Genomic DNA, 19,483 nt, shown 5'->3' with positions numbered 1-19,483 from the left:
CTGACCCCCCGCCCGGCGGGGCCGCTCCCGCCGGGCGGGGGGTCAGCCGACGAGGTTGTCGGCGAGTTCCTCACCGATGCCGGCGTCCGTGCCCGGGATGCCGAGGTCGGCGGCGCGCTTGTCGGCCATCGCGAGCAGCCGGCGGATCCGGCCGGCCACGGCGTCCTTGGTCAGCGGCGGGTCCGCCAGCGCGCCCAGTTCCTCCAGCGAGGCCTGCTTGTGCTCCATGCGCAGCCGCCCGGCCGCGGCGAGGTGCTCGGGAACGTCGTCGGCGAGGATCTCCAGGGCGCGCTGCACGCGGGCGCCGGCGGCGACGGCCGCGCGGGCCGAGCGGCGCAGGTTGGCGTCGTCGAAGTTGGCCAGCCGGTTCGCCGTGGCGCGCACCTCGCGGCGCATCCGGCGTTCCTCCCAGGCCAGCACCGAGTCGTGGGCGCCGAGCCGGGTGAGCAGGGCGCCGATGGCGTCGCCGTCGCGGACGACGACCCGGTCCACCCCGCGGACCTCACGGGCCTTGGAGGGGATGTGCAGTCGGCGGGCGGCGCCGACCAGGGCGAGCGCGGCCTCCGGGCCGGGGCAGGTCACCTCCAGGGAGCAGGAGCGGCCCGGCTCGGTCAGGGAGCCGTGCGCCAGGAACGCTCCGCGCCAGGCCGCCTCGGCGTCGCAGGTGGCTCCCGAGACCACCTGCGGGGGCAGTCCGCGGATCGGGCGGCCCCGCCCGTCCACCAGGCCGGTCTGACGAGCGAGCTGGTCACCGCCCGCGACCACCCGGACGACGTAGCGCGAGCCGCGGCGCAGCCCGCCCGGTGCCATCACGATCAGTTCGGAACCGTGTCCGAAGATCTCCATGATGTCCCGCTTGAGGCGGCGGGCGGCCATCGCCGTGTCCAGCTCCGCCTCGATCACGATGCGTCCGCTCACCAGGTGGAGGCCGCCGGCGAACCGCAGAATGGCGGAGACCTCCGCCTTTCTGCAGCAGGTCCGCGTGACGGGGAGCCGGGAGACCTCGTCCTTCACCGCTGCCGTCATCGCCATGGGCCGATCCTTCCATGCATCCGGAAAATACGGTCGTACGCGGCGGCCAACAGCTCCGGGTCGTGCCGGGGGCTTCCGTCGGGCCGGGCCACCGGCGCCAGTTCGACCGCGGCGCCGAGCCGCTTGGCGGCGTCGGTCAGCGAGTCGCGGTCGGGCACGGCGGCCTCGTCGGCCAGCACCACGTCCAGGGCGAGTTTAGGGGCGTGTCGTCCCAAAACCTCCACATGACGCTGCGGGGAGAAGCCCTCGGTTTCTCCGGGCTGCGGGGCGAGGTTCAGCGAGAGCACCCGGCGCGCCTTCGTCTGGACGAGGGCGTCCAGCAGGTCGGGCACCAGGAGGTGCGGGATGACCGAGGAGAACCAGGAGCCGGGACCGAGCACCACCCAGTCGGCGTCCAGGACCGCCTCGACCGCCTCGGGGACGGCGGGCGGGTCGTTCGGCACGAGGTGCACGGACTGCACCTCGCCGGGGGTGAGGGCGACGGTCGCCTGGCCGCGGACGACGTCGACCTGCTCGGGCCGCTTCGGGTCGTGGCCCTTGACCAGGGCCTGGAGTTCCAGCGGCACGGCGGACATGGGCAGCACCCGCCCGTGCGCGCCGAGCAGCCGGCCCACCAGGTCCAGGGCCTGGACGTGGTCGCCGAGCTGCTCCCACAGAGCGACGATCAGCAGGTTGCCGACCGCGTGCTCGTGCAGGTCGCCCTTGGACTGGAAGCGGTGCTGGATGACCCGGGCCCAGGTCTGGCCCCAGTCGTCGTCGCCGCACAGCGCGGCCAGCGCCTTGCGCAGGTCGCCGGGCGGCAGGACGCCCAGCTCGTCGCGCAGGCGCCCGCTGGAGCCGCCGTCGTCGGCCACGGTGACGACGGCGGTGAGATCACCGGTGATCCGGCGCAGCGCGGCGAGCGAGGCGGACAGCCCCATGCCGCCGCCGAGGGCGACCACCTTGGGCTGGGCGCCCCGGCGTCTCGGTCTGGCGCCGCGGGCCTCGGCCGGCCGGCCGGCGCGCCCTTCGGGCACCGCCCGGCGCAGCCGGTTCAGCCGCGGGGTACGGGCGGTCATTCCCGTCCCATGTCCCGGTGGACGACCACCGTCTCCACGCCCTCCGCGGCGAGTCGGGCGGCGAGCTTCTCCGACATGGCGACCGAGCGGTGCTTGCCGCCGGTGCAGCCGACGGCGACGGTCACGTAGCGCTTGCCCTCGCGGCGGTAGCCCGCGGCGATCAGCCGCAGCAGCTCGGCGTACCGGTCGAGGAACTCCTTCGCGCCGGGCTGGTTGAGGACGTACGCCGCCACCTCCTCGTGTCGTCCGGTGAACGGGCGCAGTTCCGGGACCCAGTGCGGGTTGGGCAGGAACCGCATGTCCACGACCAGGTCGGCGTCGACCGGCAGGCCGTACTTGAAGCCGAAGGACATCACGGTGGCCCGCAGTTCGGGCTCCTCGTCGCCGGCGAACTGGGCGTCCATCTTGGCGCGCAGCTCGTGCACGTTGAGGCTGGAGGTGTCTATCACCAGGTCGGCGTCGCCGCGCAGTTCGCGCAGCAGTTCGCGCTCGGCGGCGATGCCGTCGACGATGCGGCCGTCGCCCTGGAGGGGGTGCGGGCGGCGCACCGACTCGAAGCGGCGCACCAGGGCGTCCTCGGAGGACTCCAGGAAGACGATCCGCCGGGTGACGCCCCGGGTGTCGAGGTCGGCGAGGGACTCGCGGAGGTTGTCGAAGAAGCGCCGGCCGCGGACGTCGACGACGACCGCGATCCGGGCGACGTTGCCCTGGGAGCGGGCGCCGAGTTCCACCATGGTGGGGATCAGCGCGGGCGGGAGGTTGTCGACGACGAACCAGCCCAGGTCCTCCAGGCACTTCGCGGCCGTGGAGCGGCCCGCCCCGGACATGCCGGAGATGATCACCAGCTCGGGGATCGCCGCCTCGGGGGCCCCGGCCGTTTCCTTGCCCGTACTCACCTGTGCTCCGTCATCCGTTCCGTCACCGTCGTCCTGCCGTGTTCCGGGAGCCGTGTCCCGGCCGGGGTCGCGGACCGCGTCCGCACCCGGGTCCCGGTCGGCGCCCGTGGTCCGGTGCGCGTCCGTGTTCCGGTGCGCGTCCGGCTCCCGGTGCGCGCTCCGGCCGGTGTCCTGCCGTGTCTCGTGCTCGGTCATCTCTCCAGCCCCCGTCGGTCGTCCGGGGCGCCCGTGGGCACGGGCCCTCGGGGAGAACCCCCGGGCGTCCCGGGTTCTTCCACGTCGTCCCCGCCCTCCATGTCCACCATGTCATCCATGATCTCGCCCGTCGCCGTGTTCACGGCGGGACCGGCGGGGACCGCCCCGGCGAGGGCCGCGGTGATCGCCTCGGCCGTCTTGCGGCCTATGCCGGGCGCCTCGCAGATCTGGTCGACGGTCGCCGCCCGCAGTTTCCTCACCGAGCCGAAGTGCTTGATCAGCGCCTGCTTGCGGGTCTCGCCGAGGCCGGGCACGTCGTCCAGCGGACCGGACCGGAAGCGTTTGGACCGCTTGACGCGCTGGTAGGCGAGGGCGAAGCGGTGCGCCTCGTCGCGGACGCGCTGGAGCAGGTAGAGGCCCTCGCTGGTGCGGGGCAGCACCACCGGGTCGTCGTCGTCCGGCAGCCACACCTCCTCCAGCCGCTTGGCCAGACCGCACACCGCGATGTCGTCGATGCCGAGCTCGTCCAGGGCCCGGCGGGCCGCCGCCACCTGGGGGGCCCCGCCGTCGACGACCACCAGCTGGGGCGGGTAGGCGAAGCGCCTGGGACGGCCGTCCTCCTCGGTGAGCGTGCTCGCGGCGGGGTCGCCGGCGGTCCCGTCCGGGCCCGGGATCCCGTCCGCGCCGGCCACCGCGCCCCCGGCCCCGGGCTCCTCGGCGTCGCTCCACTCGCCGGTCCGCTCCTTGTCGGCGAGGTAGCGCCGGAAGCGCCGGGTGATCACCTCGTGCATGGACCGGACGTCGTCCTGGCCCGCGAAGCTCTTGATCTGGAAACGGCGGTACTCGCTCTTGCGGGCCAGCCCGTCCTCGAAGACGACCATGGAGGCCACGACGTCGTCGCCCTGGAGGTGCGAGACGTCGTAGCACTCGATCCGCAGCGGGGCGCTGTCCAGGCCGAGGGCGTCGGCGATCTCCTCCAGCGCGCGTGAGCGTGTGGTCAGGTCGGAGGCGCGCTTGGTCTTGTGCAGGACGAGGGCCTGCCGGGCGTTGCGCTCCACGGTCTCCATCAGGGCCCGCTTGTCCCCGCGCTGCGGTATCCGCAGGGAGACGCCCGAGCCGCGCCGCCCGGTGAGCCACTCCTGGACGGGTTCCACCGGGTCGGGCAGGGCGGGGACCAGGACCTCCTTGGGCACGGCGTCGCCGGTCTCCTCGCCGTAGAGCTGCTGCAGGGCGTGCTCCACGAGGGCGCCGGTGGTGATCTCCTCCACCTTGTCGGTGACCCAGCCCCGCTGGCCGCGCACGCGTCCGCCGCGCACGTGGAAGATCTGGACGGCCGCCTCCAGCTCGTCCTCGGCGACCGCGATCAGGTCGGCGTCGGTGGCGTCGGTGAGCACCACCGCGCTCTTCTCCATGGCCTTCTTCAGGGCCCCGATGTCGTCCCGCAGGCGGGCGGCCCGCTCGTACTCCATCTCCTCGGCGGCCTCGGCCATCCGCTGCTCCAGGCGACGCACGTGGGCGCCGGTGCGGCCGGCCATGAAGTCGCAGAACTCCTCGGCGAGTTCGCGGTGCTCCTCGGCGGAGATCCGCTCCACGCAGGGCGCCGAGCACTTGCCGATGTAGCCGAGCAGGCAGGGGCGGCCCGTGCGGGCGGCGTTCTTGAAGACGCCGGCCGAGCAGGTGCGCACCGGGAACACCCGCAGCAGCAGGTCCACGGTGTCGCGGATCGCCCACGCGTGCCCGTACGGGCCGAAGTACCGGACGCCCTTCTTCTTGTGACCGCGCATCACCTGGACGCGGGGGAACTCCTCGTTCATCGTCACCGCGAGGTACGGGTAGCTCTTGTCGTCGCGGTACTTGACGTTGAAGCGGGGGTCGTACTCCTTGATCCAGGAGTACTCCAGCTGGAGCGCCTCGACCTCCGTGGACACCACCGTCCACTCCACGGAGACGGCCGTGGTGACCATGGTGCGGGTGCGCGGGTGGAGCCCGGCGAGGTCCTGGAAGTAGTTCGCCAGGCGCTGGCGCAGGCTCTTCGCCTTCCCGACGTAGATCACCCGGCGGTGCTCGTCGCGGAACCGGTAGACCCCCGGCGAGTCGGGGATCTCACCCGGTTTGGGGCGGTAGCTGGAGGGGTCGGCCATGTCTCACACCCTACTGGCGGGGACCGACACGGCGACGCGGCCGGGCGTCCGCCGGCCCGGTACCGCTCCGGAACGGTTATGACCGGTGGGAAGCGGGAAGGTGGGGGGTCCGGCCCCTCGGGCGGGATGCCAGCAGAATGCGGACGCGGTCACGAGTCGGAGGGCTGGTCGGACAATGCGACAGACACGGATCGAGAAATCACGACGGCCGGCCGCTCGTGCCCGCCGGTACGCGGAGGAGGCGGCCGCCCTCCCCGACTCCCTCGACCCACGCGACCCGGACATCGTGCGCGCCAAGCGCTTGCGTCCGCGTCCGGGCGGCGGGGACGCGGCGGGACGGTCGTAGGGAAACCGGCGGGGAGCCGAGGGAGACCGCGAGGAGCTGAGGGAGACCGCGGGAAGTCGCGGGGAGCCCCGCGCGGCAGGACGTCAGGGGCCGTGCCGGCCCGAAGGCCGGCACGGCCCCTGACGCGTGTGCGCGCCGCGCGCGGCGCACTGCGCGGGTGCACGGCGCGCGTGCGCGCGGTGTCCGCTTGTTGGACACCGGGTGTTGTCGGGAGTCGGTCAACACGCTTCAATGCGGGGGGACTCGGGGCCTTGAACGGCGGCGTACGGATGTGAAGACCCGTCCGCACCGGCGGGGGAGGGTCCCGGGGTGCGCCGAGCGAACGGTCTGACCAGCCGTCGTGGACATTCAGAGAAAGGCCCCTGCATGCCGCACGCCACACCGCACACGGACACCGCCGCGAAACTGGACTCGGCCCTGCGCGGCGGCCCCTTCCACGTCGCCCTGCGGGCCGCGATAGCCGCCCGCGGCCTGCCCCTGCAACGGGTGCAGCACCACCTGTCGCGCCACGGTGTGAAGGTGGGCGTCACCAGCCTCAGCTACTGGCAGCAGGGGGCCCGCCGCCCGCAGCGCGCGGAGTCGCTGCGGGCCGTACGGGCACTGGAGGAGATCCTGGAGCTGCCGGAGGAGTCGTTGATCCGGCTGCTCGCCGAGTCCGGGGAGACGGCGGACGGCCGCCCCGCGGGCCGTTCCCACCGCTCGCTGGTCGAGGCCTCGGGCGTCCTCACGGGGCTGCGGGCCGAGCTCGGCGCCCCGCGGGACGGCGGGCTGCGGACCCTGGGCCATCACGAGCGGGTCCGGATCGGGGCCCGCCGGGAGCTGGCCGAACGTGAGTCCCACCACATCGTGCGCGCGCACCGGGACGGCGTCGACCGCTTCGTGGCCGTCCACCACGGCGACCCCGGGTCCGTGCCGGCCCGGATGGCCGTGCGCCCCCTGGAGAACTGCCGCACCGGCCGCGTCCGCTGGCGGCAGGACGCCGGGGTGCTCGCGGCGGAGCTGCTCTTCGACACGCGGCTGCGGGCCGGTGACACGTTCCTGTTCCGGTACGCCGTCGAGGACGGCACGGCCGGGGTCTCCCGCGAGTACCTGCACGGGGCGGACTCCCCCGGCGGCCAGTACGCGCTCCAGGTGTGCTTCGACGCCGGGGCGCTCCCGGTGCGTTGCCACCGGTTCACCCAGCACTCCGCGGCGGCACCGCGCGGCGGCCGCCAGGAGCTGGCCGTCAGCCCTCTGCACCGCTCGGTGCACCTGGTCGAGCCGCACGTGCGCTCGGGGTACGTGGGGATCGGCTGGGACTGGGACTGGGACTGAGGCCCGGAGCGGACCCCGGTCCCGCGGCTCGGGTCCGCGGGCGGGGCTCACGGCCCGGTTCGCGGATCGGACCCGCGGCTCGCCTCCGCGCCTCGGGCCCGCGGCTCGCCTTCGCGCCTCGGACCCGCGGGCGGGGCCTGCTGCTCAGGCCTGCGGCTTCGCGACGATCGTGCCGTTCCGGACCTCGACGGCGAGCCGTGTCAGCGGTGCCACCGCCGGCTCGCGCAGCACCTTGCCGGTGGTGGCGTCGAACTCGCTCCCGTGGCACGGGCAGGTCAGCTTCGTCCCCTTCAGCTGGTTGATGGGGCAGCTCGCGTGCGTGCAGAGGGTGCTGTACGCCGTGAGGGAGTCGTCGTCGCCCCGGCTGACGACGACGTTGTGGTCCCAGTACAGCTTGCTGCTCCCCCGGGCGACCTCGCTCTCCGCGCCGAGTTCGACGGGCCCGGTCAGCTCGGAGGGCCTCTCCTCGCCGCCCCCGCAGGCGGTGAGGCCGAGTCCGGCCACGGGGGCGAGGGCCATGCCTCGCAGAACGGTGCGGCGGCTCGCGGGGAATCGGCCGGACATGGGGGTCTCCACTGGTCGGACGGCGGTACGGGACGACCCTACCGGGGGCGCTCCCGCCGTCCGCCGGGCGGGGAGCGGGTGGGGACGGCGGAGCGGGGCGGGGCGCGCACGAGGGGCGTAAACGTTTGCGCAAGCGTTTACGTCCGCCGCCGGATGGGATAGCTTCCCGTCACGGAACCCCGGCGGGCCCCCGCGGCGGCCGGTGCGCGAAGGGAGCGGCCGATGGCGACCATGACGGACGTGGCGCGGTGCGCCGGTGTCTCGGTCGCGACCGTCTCGCACGTCCTGAACGGCACGCGGCCGGTCCTCCCGCACACCCGCCGGGCGGTCCTGGACGCCGTCGAGGAGCTCGGCTACACCCCGAACACGCTGGCCCGCTCGCTGGTGACCTCCCGGACCCGCTCGATCGGGCTCGCGGTGTCGGCGATCAGCAACCCGTACTTCACCGAGATCCTCCAGGGCGTCGAGGCGGCCGCCCTGGAGGCGGGGTACAGCCTGCTCATCGCCGATCCGCACGACGACCCCGGGCACGAGCGCAAGGTCGTGCAACTGCTGCACGAGCGGCGGGTGGAGGGCATGATCGTCGCGCCGTCCTCCCGGCCGCGCGAGCTGCTCGCCTACCTCGGGCGCCATCGCGTACCGGCGGTGTTCCTCGACCGGGTGGTCGAGGCCCCCGGGGAGGGCGGCCCGTCCTTCGACCAGGTCTGCGCCGAGAACACGGAGCCGACGGCCCGGCTGGTCGCGCACCTCGCCGGGCTCGGCCACCGCCGGATCGCCCTGGTCGCGGGGCGGCCCGGGTTCAGCACCACCGCCGAGCGGATCACCGGGTACCGGCACGGTCTCGCCGGTGCGGGTCTGCCGTTCGACGCCCGGCTCCTCGTGCACGGCGACTCGGAGTCGGCCGGCGCCGAACGGGCCACCGGCGCCCTGCTCTCCCTCGGCGCTCCCCCGACCGCGCTGGTCACCGGGAACAACGCCATGACGATCGGCGCGCTGCGCGCCCTGCGCTCCCGCGGTCTCTCCGTGCCCGGGGACATCGCGCTGTGCTGCTTCGACGACTTCGCCTGGGCGGACCTGTTCTCCCCCCGGCTCACCGCGATCGCCCAGCCCAGCAGGGACATCGGCGCCCGTGCCGTCCGGGTGCTCCTGGACCGGCTCGCCGCCCCGGAGCGGCCCGCGCGGACCGAACGGCTCTCCTGCGCCTTCGTGCACCGCACGTCCTGCGGCTGCCCGGACCCCCAGGACCCCCCGGACCCCCCGGAACGGTCCGCGCGGTCCCGGTAGCCCTTCGCGGCCTCGGCACACGCGGCCCGCCCCGGCCGACCCGACGCCCCGCGACCGGGCGGCCCGACACCCCGTCGCCCCATCGACCCAGCACCCGTGGAAGGGACCCCTCGTGATCGTCGTAGCCGGTGAGGCACTGATCGACCTGGTACCGCGGGGCGCGGGCGCGCTCGCGGCGCTGACGCCGGCGCTCGGCGGCGGCCCCTACAACACGGCGGTGGCGCTGGGCCGTCTCGGCTCCCCCGCCGCCTTCTGCTCCCGGGTGTCCCGGGACGCCTTCGGCGAGGCGCTGCTGGACCGGCTGCGGGAGACCGGGGTGGCCGTGTCGCCGGTGCAGCGCGGTGACGAGCCGACGACGCTCGCCGTCGCCACGGTCGCGGCGGACGGCTCGGCGGTCTACTCCTTCTACGTGGAGGGGACGGCGGACCGGCTGTTCACGGTGCCGGACGCGCTGCCGGACGGTACCCGCGCGGTGTCCTTCGGCACCTGCTCCCTCGTGCTGGAGCCGGGGGCGACCGCGTACGAGGAGCTGATGCGCACCGCCCACGCGCGCGGTGTGTTCACGGCGCTGGATCCCAACATCCGGCCGGGGCTGATCCCGGACCCCGACGCCTACCGGGCCCGGTTCCTGAGCTGGCTGCCGTCGGTGTCGCTGCTGAAGCTGTCCGAGGAGGACGCCCGGTGGCTCGGCGGCACGCCCGCGCGGTGGCTGGCGGCCGGCCCGGCGGCGGTCGTGGTCACCCGGGGCGGTGACGGGCTGACCGTGTTCACCCGGGAGGGCGGCGAGTACTCCGTGCCGGGCGAGCGGGTCGAGGTGGTGGACACGATCGGCGCGGGCGACACCGTCAACGCGGCGCTGCTGCACGGCCTGGCGGTGCGGGACGCGCTCGGCGTGCGGGAGGTGGCCGGGCTGGGCGCGGACGGCTGGCGGGAGCTGCTCGGCTTCGCGGCGCGCGCGGCGGCGATCACCTGCTCCCGCGCGGGCGCCGAGCCGCCGTACGCCCGTGAACTGGACGGCTGAGCCCCCGCCCGGGGCGTGATCCGCCGACCGGACCCGCACGCGCCGCACTCCCGGGGAGCGCGGGCGCCGTGAGCATCGAGCCGTGCCCCGCGGGGTCCTCCCGCGGGGCACGGCTCGTCCACTGGGCCGGCACGGTCCGGCCGGGTGAAGCGGACGGACCCGGCGGATCCGGTCCGCCGGGTCGTTCGTGCCGGGTGGGGCGGGTCAGGCGCCGGTCGTCCGGGCCGTCCCCTGCCCGGTGGCCTTGGCCGCCGTCTTCTTCGCCGTGGCCTTCTTGGCCGGGGCCTTCTTCGCCGCCGGCTTGCGCGGGGCCCGCACCGGGTCGGCGTCGCTGACCCTGTCCGCACCGAGGACGTCCCGCAGGAACTTCCCGGTGTGGCTGGCCGGGACCCCGGCGACCTGCTCGGGCGTGCCCTCGGCGACGACCAGGCCGCCGCCGGCACCGCCCTCGGGGCCCATGTCGACCACCCAGTCGGCGGTCTTGATCACGTCGAGGTTGTGCTCGATGACGATGACCGTGTTGCCCTTGTCGACCAGTCCGGACAGGACCGTCAGCAGCTTGCTGATGTCCTCGAAGTGCAGTCCGGTGGTCGGCTCGTCCAGGACGTAGACCGTGCGGCCGGTGGAGCGCCGCTGCAGCTCGCTGGCGAGCTTCACCCGCTGGGCCTCGCCGCCCGACAGGGTGGTGGCCGCCTGGCCGAGCCGGACGTACCCGAGGCCGACGTCGTACAGCGTCTTCAGGTGGCGGGAGATCGCCGGGACGGCCTCGAAGAAGTGCATGGCCTCCTCGATCGGCATGTTCAGGACGTCGGCGACGGACTTGCCCTTGTAGTGGACCTCCAGGGTCTCCCGGTTGTAGCGGGCGCCGTGGCAGACCTCGCACGGGACGTACACGTCCGGGAGGAAGTTCATCTCGATCTTGATGGTGCCGTCGCCCGCGCAGTTCTCGCAGCGGCCGCCCTTGACGTTGAAGGAGAAGCGGCCGGGGAGGTAGCCGCGGACCTTCGCCTCGGCCGTCTCGGCGAACAGCTTGCGGACGTGGTCGAAGACGCCGGTGTACGTCGCCGGGTTGGAGCGCGGGGTGCGCCCGATGGGCGACTGGTCGACGTGCACGACCTTGTCGACCAGGTCGTCGCCGTCCACGCGGGTGTGCCGGCCGGGGACGCTGCGGGCGCCGTTGAGCTCGCGGGCCAGGTGGGTGTACAGGATGTCGTTGACCAGCGTGGACTTGCCGGAGCCGGAGACGCCCGTGACCGCGGTGAACACGCCGAGGGGGAAGGACACCTCGATGTCCCGCAGGTTGTTCTCGCGGGCACCGTGCACCGTGAGCTGGCGCGCCGGGTCGAGCGGGCGGCGGACGTCCGGCAGCGGGATGGCCTTCCGGCCGGACAGGTACTGGCCGGTCTGCGACTCGGTGTTCTCGAGCAGTTCCTTCAGGGATCCGCTGTGCACGACCTTTCCGCCGTGCTCGCCGGCGCCCGGGCCGATGTCGACGATCCAGTCGGCGACCTTGATGGTGTCCTCGTCGTGCTCGACGACGATGAGCGTGTTGCCCATGTCGCGGAGCCTGACCAGGGTCTCGATCAGCCGGTGGTTGTCGCGCTGGTGCAGGCCGATGGACGGCTCGTCGAGGACGTAGAGGACGCCGACGAGGCCGGAGCCGATCTGGGTGGCCAGGCGGATGCGCTGGGCCTCGCCGCCGGAGAGGGTGCCCGCCGCGCGGTTCAGCGAGAGGTAGTCGAGGCCGACGTCGACCAGGAACCGCAGCCGTTCGTTGACCTCCTTCAGCACGCGCTCGGCGATCTTCTTGTCGCGGGCGGAGAGCTTCATCGCGCCCAGGAAGTCCGCGCACTCGCTGATGGACATCGCCGAGACCTCGGCGATCGACTTCCCCATGACCGTGACGGCGAGGACGATCGGCTTGAGGCGGGTGCCTTCGCAGGAGGGGCAGGCGACCTCGCGCATGTAGCCCTCGAAGCGCTCGCGGCTGGCGTCGGTCTCGGCCTCGCTGTGCCGGCGCTTGACGAAGGGCAGGGCGCCCTCGAAGGCCGTCGTGTACCGGCGCTCGCGTCCGTACCGGTTGCGGTAGCGGACCTCGACCTGGGTCTTGTGGCCGTGCAGCAGGGCCTTCTTGGCGCGCTGCGGCAGGCCGGCGAAGGGGATGTCCGTGCGGAAGCCCAGCGCGTCGGCGAGGGCCCCGATCAGCCGGGCGAAGTAGTCCTTGCTCTGGCCGTGCGACCAGGGGTGGATGGCGCCCTCGTCGAGGCTCTTCTCCGGGTCGGGGACGATCAGCTCCGGGTCGACCTCCATGCGCGTGCCGATGCCGGAGCATTCGGGGCAGGCGCCGAAGGGCGAGTTGAAGGAGAAGGAGCGGGGCTCCAGTTCCTCGAAGGACAGGTCGTCGTACGGGCAGTACAGGTGCTCGGAGAACATGCGCTCGCGCTCGGGGTCGTCCTCGGGGAGGTCGACGAAGTCGAGCACGACCATGCCGCCGGACAGGCCGAGCGCGGTCTCGACGGAGTCGGTGAGGCGGCGCTTGGCGCCGTCCTTCACGGTGAGGCGGTCGACGACCACCTCGATGGTGTGCTTCTCCTGCTTCTTCAGCGTGGGCGGGGTGGCGAGCTGGATGGTCTCGCCGTCCACCCGTGCGCGGGAGTAGCCCTTGGTCTGGAGGTCGGCGAAGAGGTCGGCGAACTCGCCCTTGCGTTCCCGCACCAGGGGGGACAGCACCTGGAAGCGGCTGCCCTCGGGCAGTTCCAGCACCCGGTCGACGATGGCCTGCGGCGACTGGCGCGAGATGGGCCGGGAGCACTGGGGGCAGTGCGGCTTGCCGATGCGTGCGAAGAGCAGGCGCAGGTAGTCGTAGACCTCGGTGATGGTGCCGACGGTGGAGCGCGGGTTGCGCGAGGTCGACTTCTGGTCGATGGAGACGGCCGGGGACAGTCCCTCGATGAAGTCGACGTCCGGCTTGTCCATCTGGCCGAGGAACTGCCGGGCGTACGAGGAGAGCGACTCCACGTAGCGCCGCTGGCCCTCGGCGAAGATCGTGTCGAAGGCCAGTGAGGACTTGCCCGACCCCGACAGGCCCGTGAAGACGATGAGCGAGTCGCGCGGGAGGTCGAGCGAGACATTCCTGAGGTTGTGCTCGCGTGCTCCACGGACGATGAGACGGTCGGCCACGCGGGTCCGCACCTTTCTGAGAGGAGTGACAGGGGCGGGGCCCCGTGTCTTCCCACACTAGGGCGAGCCACTGACAACGCCGGTCGGATTCACGGGTTGACAACAATCCCCGGCTCTCCAGCATGCCCGACGCCGCGTCCGAGCTTATAGCACGTACATTCGATTCACGGTCTTCCTGCGCCGTCTTCACCCGAAGGTGTGACGGGGCTAGGGTCGGCGCCATGATGGATCACGCTCATGACCTGGCGTCTGTACACGGTGCGACCGAACGGCTGCTCCGCGCGGCCTCCGCCCTGGACAACGCGGCTGTGACGAAGGCGTCACGGCTTCCGGGCTGGACCCGCGGACACGTCCTGGCCCACCTCGCGCGCAACGCGGACGCCTTGGTGAACGTCCTGGAGGGGCGTGCGATGTACGCCTCCGCCGCCGCCCGGGACGCCGACATCGAGCGGGACGCCCCGCGCCCCCTCGACGTCCAGCTCGCCGACGTGCGGGAGAGCGCGGCCCGCTTCCAGGAGGCGGGCGCGGTCCCGGCGGACTGGTCGCGCACGGTGGAGCTGCGCAACGGGGTCACCGACCGGGCGGAGCGGCTGCCCTTCCGGCGCTGGGTCGAGGTGGAGCTGCACCACGTGGACCTCGGCATCGGATACGAGCTGGAGGACCTCCCGGCGGATTTCACCGAGCGGGAGATCGACTTCCTGGCGGCCCGGTTCGAGGGCCACCGGGACGTGCCCGCGACGCGGCTGACCACTCCCGACGGCCGGACCCGGACCACGGGCGGCGGGGCACCGGGCGACCCGGTCGCGGTGGAGGGCACGGCCGCCGAGCTGCTCGGCTGGCTCGCCGGGCGGCGTGACGGCTCGGCGCTGACGGTGACGTCCGGCACCCTGCCCGCCCTCCCCCCGCTATAGGCTGGCCGTCATGACGTACAGCGGGCGTGTGACGGTCGGCGGACCGGCCGACGTGCACGAACTCAAGGACCTGATGATCACCAAGATCGCGGTCGGGCCCATGAAGAACAACGCCTATCTGCTGCGCTGCCGGGCCACCGACGAGCAGTTGCTGATCGACGCGGCCGACGAGGCGGAGACCCTGCTGGGCTCGATCGGCGGCGACGGCATCGCGTCCGTCGTGACCACGCACCGGCACGGCGACCACTGGCAGGCGCTCGCCCGGGTGGTGGCGGCCACCGGCGCCCGCACCCACGCGGGCCGGGAGGACGCCGAGGGCATCCCGGTGCCGACGGACGTCCTGGTCGACGACGGCGACACGATCCGGGTGGGGCGGGTGGAGCTCACCGCGCGCCGGCTCGTCGGCCACACGCCCGGCTCGATCGCCCTCGTCTACGACGATCCGCACGGGCACCCCCACGTGTTCACCGGGGACTGCCTGTTCCCGGGCGGCGTGGGCAACACCCACCAGGACCCGGAGGCGTTCGCCTCCCTGATCCACGACGTCGAGACGAAGATCTTCGACGTGCTCCCCGACGAGACCTGGGTCTACCCCGGGCACGGCGACGACACCACGCTGGGCGCGGAGCGCCCGCAGCTGCCGGAGTGGCGCGCGCGGGGCTGGTGAGGGGCGGGGGCGGGCGCCCGCCCCGGTCCGGGCCCGGCTCCGGTGGGCGTCCGGGCCGCTGAGCCCCGTTCTCCGGGGCCGGTTCCGGGGGCGGGGTCTACGCCCGTGCCCGTCCGGTGCCGGCCAGCGCCGCGATCCGCTCCACCGCGAACACGTACCCCTGGACCCCGCATCCCGCGATGACCCCGTCGGCCCGCAGCGAGACGTAGGAGTGGTGCCGGAAGGACTCCCGGCGGTGGATGTTGGAGATGTGGACCTCCACCACGGGCAGGCCGTCGCAGGTGTTGAGGGCGTCCAGGAGGGCGACGGAGGTGTGGGAGTAGGCGCCCGGGTTGATCACGATGCCGCAGTGGTTCAGCCTCGCCTCGTGGATCAGGTCCACCAGTTCGCCCTCGTGGTTGGACTGGCGCGGGTCCACCGTGCCGCCGTGCGCGGCTGCCGCGTCGGCGCACAGCGCCTCCACGTCGGCGAGCGTCTCGGAGCCGTAGATCTCCGGCTGGCGCTGTCCGAGCAGGTTCAGGTTGGGGCCGTTGAGAATCATGATCGGGGCGTCGGCCAGGCTGCGGTGCACAGTTCCTCCGGTCCGTTCGGGCGAGGGCGCGTGGGGAGTGGGGCGGGCCGCGGCGGCCGTCGCCGGGCCGCCGCTCGGACCGGTCTATCACGGCTCCGGGGGCGGGGGTCCCGGGGCCGTGGTGCCCGTGGGGCCACCTCCGGGCGGGCACGGGACCGCCTCCGGGCGGGGTGTGCCGGAGCGCGGGTCTGCGCCGGGCACGTTCCCGCCCGGAGGCGGTTCCCGGGGTCGGTTCCCGGAGCCGGTCCTACGGGTTGATGGCCAGTTCGAGGTAGGCCGCGAGGATCACCAGGTGCACCCCGCCCTGGAGCGGTGTGGCCCGGCCGGGGCGGACGGTCAGGGCGCCGACCACCACGGTCAGGGTGAGCAGCACCATGTGGGTGTTGCCGAGGCCCAGGACCAGCGGTCCGGAGAGCCAGAGGCTGGCTATCGCGACCGCGGGGATGGTCAGGCCGATGCTGGCCATCGCGGAGCCGAGCGCGAGGTTCACACTGGTCTGTACCCGGTTGCGCTGCGCCGCGCGCACCGCGGCGATGGTCTCGGGGAGCAGGACCAGCAGCGCGATGATCACACCGACGACGGCGTGGGGCAGCCCGGCCGACTTGACGCCGGACTCGATGGCGGGCGAGACGCCTTTGGCGAGGCCGACCACTCCGACCAGGGCCAGGCCGAGCAGTCCGAGGCTGATCATGGCGGTGCGGGTGGAGGGCGCGGCCGCGTGCTCCTCCTCCGTCTCCACGACCGGTTTGGGCGTGCCGGGCTTGACCACGGGCAGGAAGTAGTCACGGTGCCGGACGGTCTGTGTCGCCACGAACAGGCCGTAGAGGATCAGTGAGGTGACCGCGGCGAAGGCGAGCTGCACCCCGGAGAACTCCGGGCCCGGCTTGCTGGTGGTGAAGGTCGGCAGCACCAGGGTGAGGCCCGCCAGGGTGGCCACCGTGGCGAGCGCCGCGCCGGCGCCCTCCGGATTGAAGGTGGCCGTGCCGTGCCGCAGCGAGCCGACCAGGAGGCTGATGCCGAGGATGCCGTTGCAGGTGATCATCACGGCCGCGAAGACGGTGTCCCTGGCCAGGGAGGCGGTGTCGGGTCCGCCGTCGATCATCAGGGTGACGATCAGCGCGACCTCGATGATCGTGACGGCGACCGCGAGGACCAGCGAGCCGAAGGGTTCACCGACCCGGTGGGCGACCACCTCCGCGTGGTGCACCGCGGCCAGCACGGCCGCCGCCAGCACCACGACCGCCACGGCGATGAGCGCGCCGGACAGTTTGCTCCCCCAGGTGAGGGCCAGGAGCACCACCGCGAGCACGGGCACCAGGTTCGTCCACCGCTCGCCGATCGTTCTGAACCAATCGATCATGCGCGGCTCTCAGACGTGAAGGAACCCTGGCCTTCGGTCGCTCGACGGTGTGGGGAACCGCTGGTCGTACCGGTCGTTCTCACATCCACGCCCCCGCCCGGTATCGGTTCGTGCGGGCGGGCCCGCCGCTGTCCGGCGGCTCCGCCTCCTCGGGTGTTCCTGGTCGCTGCGAGGTTGTCGTTGTCGCGCATGATCTCCTCTGCCGGCCGCGGGGAACGGCCCTCGACGGGCGGCGGTGAGCGTGACCGGCCGCCCTGGTACCGGTTGGGATGGGGTGCTCCGGTACGGGACAGGCAGATGCCGGGAGCGGTGCGCGACTCCGTGTCGCGCCCCGCTCCCGGTGGTGACCTGTCCGTTCCCGGACGGACGGGTCAGACGTCGATGCTGTCCTTGGCGGTGCCTTCGCCCCGGTCGGTCCCGGCGCGGTCCGCCTCGGCCCGGTCCTTCAGGGCCTGCTTCTTGGAGGCCCTGAGGCTGGTGATCGTGGTGACGACGAGAACGCCGCAGATCACGCCCAGCGACACCGGGATGCTGATCTCCGGGACGTGGACCCCAGACTCGTGCAGGGCGTGCAGCACCAGCTTCACGCCGATGAAGCCGAGGATGATCGAGAGGCCGTAGGACAGGTGGACCAGCTTCCGCAGCAGGCCGCCGATGAGGAAGTACAGCTGCCGCAGGCCCATGAGGGCGAACGCGTTCGCGGTGAACACGATGTACGGGTCCTGGGTCAGACCGAAGATCGCGGGGATCGAGTCGAGCGCGAAGAGCACGTCCGTGGTGCCGATGGCGAGCATCACGACCAGCATCGGGGTCATGACCCGCTTGCCGTTCTGCTCGATCCACAGCTTGGTGCCGTGGTACCGGTCGGCCACGCCGAACCTGCGCTCGGCGGCCTTGAGGAGCTTGTTCTCCTCGAACTCCTCGTCCTCCTGGTCGGCACGGGCCTCCTGGATGAGCTTCCAGGCGGTGTAGATCAGGAAGGCGCCGAAGATGTAGAAGACCCACGAGAAGCTGGCGATGATCGCGGCGCCCGCGGCGATGAAGATCGTCCGCAGGACCAGGGCTATGAGCACACCGACGAGGAGCACCCGCTGCTGGTACTGCGACGGCACCGCGAACTTCGCCATGATCAGGACGAAGACGAACAGGTTGTCGACGCTCAGCGATTTCTCGGTGATGTAGCCGGCGAAGAACTCTCCGGCGGGTTGTCCTCCGCCGAAGATCAGCAGGCCTATTCCGAAGATCACGGCGAGGGCGATCCAGACGATGGTCCAGATGCCGGCTTCCTTGACGGAAACGTCGTGCGGCTTGCGGCCGATGAAGAAGTCGATCGAGATGAGGGCGGCGAGGCCCACGACGGTAAGGACCCAAAGGGTCGAGGAAACATCCACTGCGCCTCCGGCAGATACGTCTCACGGAACATGTCAGCGTCGTCGCTGCCGGAGGTCTCTTCCACCCAGGTCCGGGGCGCTTTTCGGCGCCTGGACAGACCTATGGGCCGACGCCCCGGGATCAGGCCTGATCCGTATTGACGGGGTCGCCGCACAGACGGGGAGTACTCCCCTCCGTGCGCAAAACTTTACCCCCATCACCAAGGATTGGTAAAGAGCCAGGTAAAAGAAACCCCAAAGTGGCAGGTGGAGGACGGTCGTTCGGGGGCGCGGTCCAGGAGCTGGGACGCCGGGGCCGCGTAACGGACACGCGGTCACGGGTTCCGGGGCCGGGGTGCCGGGTGCCGGGGCCGGGGTGCCGGGTGCCGGGGTGCCGGGTGCCGGGTCAGGGGTGCCGGGTCCGGCGGGCCTCGGCGACCCGGGCGAGCACCTGCTGGAGGACCTCGCTGCCCGGGGGCACGAGGGGCGGCTCGTACGTCCAGGCGTGGCCGACCCACGGGTCGGCCAGGTGGCTGTCGGCCACCGGGGTCAGCCGCAGCAGGGAACGCCACAGGGGGTCCAGCAGCGGACCGTACCCGGCGGCCTCCTCGCGGTCGGCGACCAGCATCAGGTGGACGCCGGCGGCCGGTCCCTCGTCGGCGAGGTAACGCAGCTGGTTCACGGCGCGGTCGTCGAAACCGTGCGGGAAGTCGTTGACGACCAGCAGCTGCTGGGAGGGGTCGAAGCCGGGCGGCAGGGCGTCGGCGGCTCCGCCGCGCAGCGCCATCTGCACCAGGTCGACCCGCTGGGTGAGCCGGCCCAGGACCTCCGCGACGCCCGCGGCGCCCCGGGCGGGCGGCGCGGCCAGCACACCGCTGTGCGTCAGCGGCAGCAGTGACGGCGCGCCCGAGCCGGCCGGGTCGACGACGTGCACGGTGAACTCGCCCGCCGGGTGGACGGCGAGCAGCCGTGCCGCGTGGTTCACCGCCGTCTCCACGGCGAGGCGCCGCATGTCGTGGGTGTCGGTGAACGGCTCGTCCAGGGCGTCGGTGCGGCCGCTGTCGATCCACAGGCCGCGTTCCAGCGGCAGCCGGAGCAGCATCGGTATGCGGATCCCGTCGGCCTCGGGCAGCCGGAGGTCGCCCAGGCGCAGCGCCATGGGGATCTCCATCGGCACCCGGTAGGCGTGCCAGACGGGGTTGTCCCAGCGGGCGTACGCCGGGGGCAGGGCGGGTTCGACGACCTCGGCCTCGGCGACGAGCTGGGCGAGGTCGCGGTCCAGGGCCTCCCTCGCCCGTTCGACGAGCTGGGCCTGCCGGGCCCGGGCCGCCTCGCGCGCCGCGTCGGCCCGGCCGCTGATCCGGCTGCGCGGGTCGGACAGGGTCTGCTCCAGCTCCTTGTCCATGCGGGACTCGGCGAAGTCGACGGCGCTGCGGTAGGCGGCGGTGGTGCGGGCCAGATCCTCGAACATGCCCCAGACCTGGTTGTAGAGCCGCTCCTCCATGGACCAGCCGGTCGCGTCGCCCGCGACGGGCCGCGCGGGCTGTCCGGGCGGGGCCCGTCGCGGGCGACG

At 73.0% G+C, this 19,483-nt stretch carries 14 protein-coding genes and 1 pseudogene; 5 read left to right on the top strand and 10 right to left on the bottom strand.

The features are described 5' to 3' along the window. Positions 1 to 42: 42 nt before the first annotated feature. The 4 genes from whiA to uvrC are packed head-to-tail and all read right to left on the bottom strand — an operon-like array spanning position 43 to position 5,322. The gene (gene whiA, locus AOK18_RS16160) at positions 43 to 1,032 is read right to left on the bottom strand and encodes a DNA-binding protein WhiA (RefSeq protein ID WP_055694816.1); all 990 of its coding nucleotides are present in this window, start codon (positions 1,030 to 1,032) and stop codon (positions 43 to 45) included. After that, positions 1,023 to 2,090 carry a gluconeogenesis factor YvcK family protein gene (locus AOK18_RS16155; RefSeq protein WP_055573048.1) on the bottom strand — a complete coding sequence of 356 codons (1,068 nt, stop codon included), beginning with the start codon at positions 2,088 to 2,090 and terminating at the stop codon, positions 1,023 to 1,025. The genes whiA and AOK18_RS16155 overlap by 10 nt, the downstream gene beginning before the upstream one ends. Next, a complete protein-coding gene (rapZ, locus tag AOK18_RS16150) occupies positions 2,087 to 3,181 on the bottom strand; it encodes an RNase adapter RapZ (protein ID WP_055694815.1) in 1,095 nt (364 codons plus the stop codon). Before rapZ ends, AOK18_RS16155 begins: the two co-directional genes overlap by 4 nt. Next, positions 3,178 to 5,322: an excinuclease ABC subunit UvrC gene (uvrC, locus tag AOK18_RS16145; protein ID WP_055694814.1), complete on the bottom strand. Its 2,145-nt coding sequence runs from the start codon at positions 5,320 to 5,322 to the stop codon at positions 3,178 to 3,180. The genes rapZ and uvrC overlap by 4 nt, the downstream gene beginning before the upstream one ends. Before the next feature lie 712 nt (positions 5,323 to 6,034). On the opposite strand from uvrC, the gene AOK18_RS16140 reads away from it, so the two are divergent. Then, positions 6,035 to 6,982, top strand: a complete 948-nt coding sequence (locus tag AOK18_RS16140; RefSeq protein ID WP_055573045.1) for a hypothetical protein — start codon at positions 6,035 to 6,037, stop codon at positions 6,980 to 6,982. 144 nt (positions 6,983 to 7,126) lie between these two features. Here AOK18_RS16140 and AOK18_RS16135 read toward each other — a convergent pair whose 3' ends face one another. After that, the gene (locus AOK18_RS16135; protein WP_055694813.1) at positions 7,127 to 7,546 is read right to left on the bottom strand and encodes a Rieske (2Fe-2S) protein; all 420 of its coding nucleotides are present in this window, start codon (positions 7,544 to 7,546) and stop codon (positions 7,127 to 7,129) included. A gap of 222 nt (positions 7,547 to 7,768) precedes the next feature. Here AOK18_RS16135 and AOK18_RS16130 point away from each other — a divergent pair, with 222 nt between their 5' ends. Both AOK18_RS16130 and AOK18_RS16125 read left to right on the top strand, forming a co-directional pair. Next, a complete protein-coding gene (locus tag AOK18_RS16130; protein ID WP_055694812.1) occupies positions 7,769 to 8,830 on the top strand; it encodes a LacI family DNA-binding transcriptional regulator in 1,062 nt (353 codons plus the stop codon). Positions 8,831 to 8,942: 112 nt separating this feature from the next. Continuing rightward, positions 8,943 to 9,851: a carbohydrate kinase family protein gene (locus AOK18_RS16125; RefSeq protein ID WP_055694811.1), complete on the top strand. Its 909-nt coding sequence runs from the start codon at positions 8,943 to 8,945 to the stop codon at positions 9,849 to 9,851. A 204-nt stretch (positions 9,852 to 10,055) separates the two neighbouring features. Here AOK18_RS16125 and uvrA read toward each other — a convergent pair whose 3' ends face one another. Beyond that, positions 10,056 to 13,031 carry an excinuclease ABC subunit UvrA gene (uvrA, locus tag AOK18_RS16120; RefSeq protein ID WP_055694810.1) on the bottom strand — a complete coding sequence of 992 codons (2,976 nt, stop codon included), beginning with the start codon at positions 13,029 to 13,031 and terminating at the stop codon, positions 10,056 to 10,058. A 221-nt stretch (positions 13,032 to 13,252) separates the two neighbouring features. Here uvrA and AOK18_RS16115 point away from each other — a divergent pair, with 221 nt between their 5' ends. Together AOK18_RS16115 and AOK18_RS16110 are read left to right on the top strand one after the other, a co-directional pair. Then, positions 13,253 to 13,942 carry a maleylpyruvate isomerase family mycothiol-dependent enzyme gene (locus tag AOK18_RS16115; protein ID WP_055694809.1) on the top strand — a complete coding sequence of 230 codons (690 nt, stop codon included), beginning with the start codon at positions 13,253 to 13,255 and terminating at the stop codon, positions 13,940 to 13,942. Between the two features lie 10 nt (positions 13,943 to 13,952). After that, complete coding sequence (locus AOK18_RS16110) at positions 13,953 to 14,609, top strand: MBL fold metallo-hydrolase (RefSeq protein ID WP_055574839.1); 657 nt, start codon at positions 13,953 to 13,955, stop codon at positions 14,607 to 14,609. Between the two features lie 97 nt (positions 14,610 to 14,706). Here the strand turns inward: AOK18_RS16110 and aroQ are convergent, their stop codons facing one another. From aroQ to AOK18_RS16090, 4 genes and pseudogenes are all read right to left on the bottom strand, one after another. Then, complete coding sequence (aroQ, locus tag AOK18_RS16105) at positions 14,707 to 15,180, bottom strand: type II 3-dehydroquinate dehydratase (protein ID WP_055694808.1); 474 nt, start codon at positions 15,178 to 15,180, stop codon at positions 14,707 to 14,709. A 247-nt stretch (positions 15,181 to 15,427) separates the two neighbouring features. After that, on the bottom strand, positions 15,428 to 16,540 hold the full coding sequence (locus AOK18_RS16100) for a calcium:cation antiporter (RefSeq protein ID WP_055694807.1): 1,113 nt from the start codon (positions 16,538 to 16,540) through the stop codon (positions 15,428 to 15,430). Positions 16,541 to 16,911: 371 nt separating this feature from the next. Beyond that, on the bottom strand, positions 16,912 to 17,931 hold the full coding sequence (locus AOK18_RS16095; protein ID WP_055694806.1) for a TerC family protein: 1,020 nt from the start codon (positions 17,929 to 17,931) through the stop codon (positions 16,912 to 16,914). Positions 17,932 to 18,316: 385 nt separating this feature from the next. After that, positions 18,317 to 19,483: pseudogene (locus AOK18_RS16090) on the bottom strand (TerD family protein); the annotation flags it as partial.

This window comes from Streptomyces prasinopilosus (assembly GCF_001419695.1).
GTDB lineage: Bacteria > Actinomycetota > Actinomycetes > Streptomycetales > Streptomycetaceae > Streptomyces > Streptomyces prasinopilosus.
Note: the sequence above shows the minus strand (reverse complement) of the source record. Positions and strands in the feature narration are given on the sequence as shown.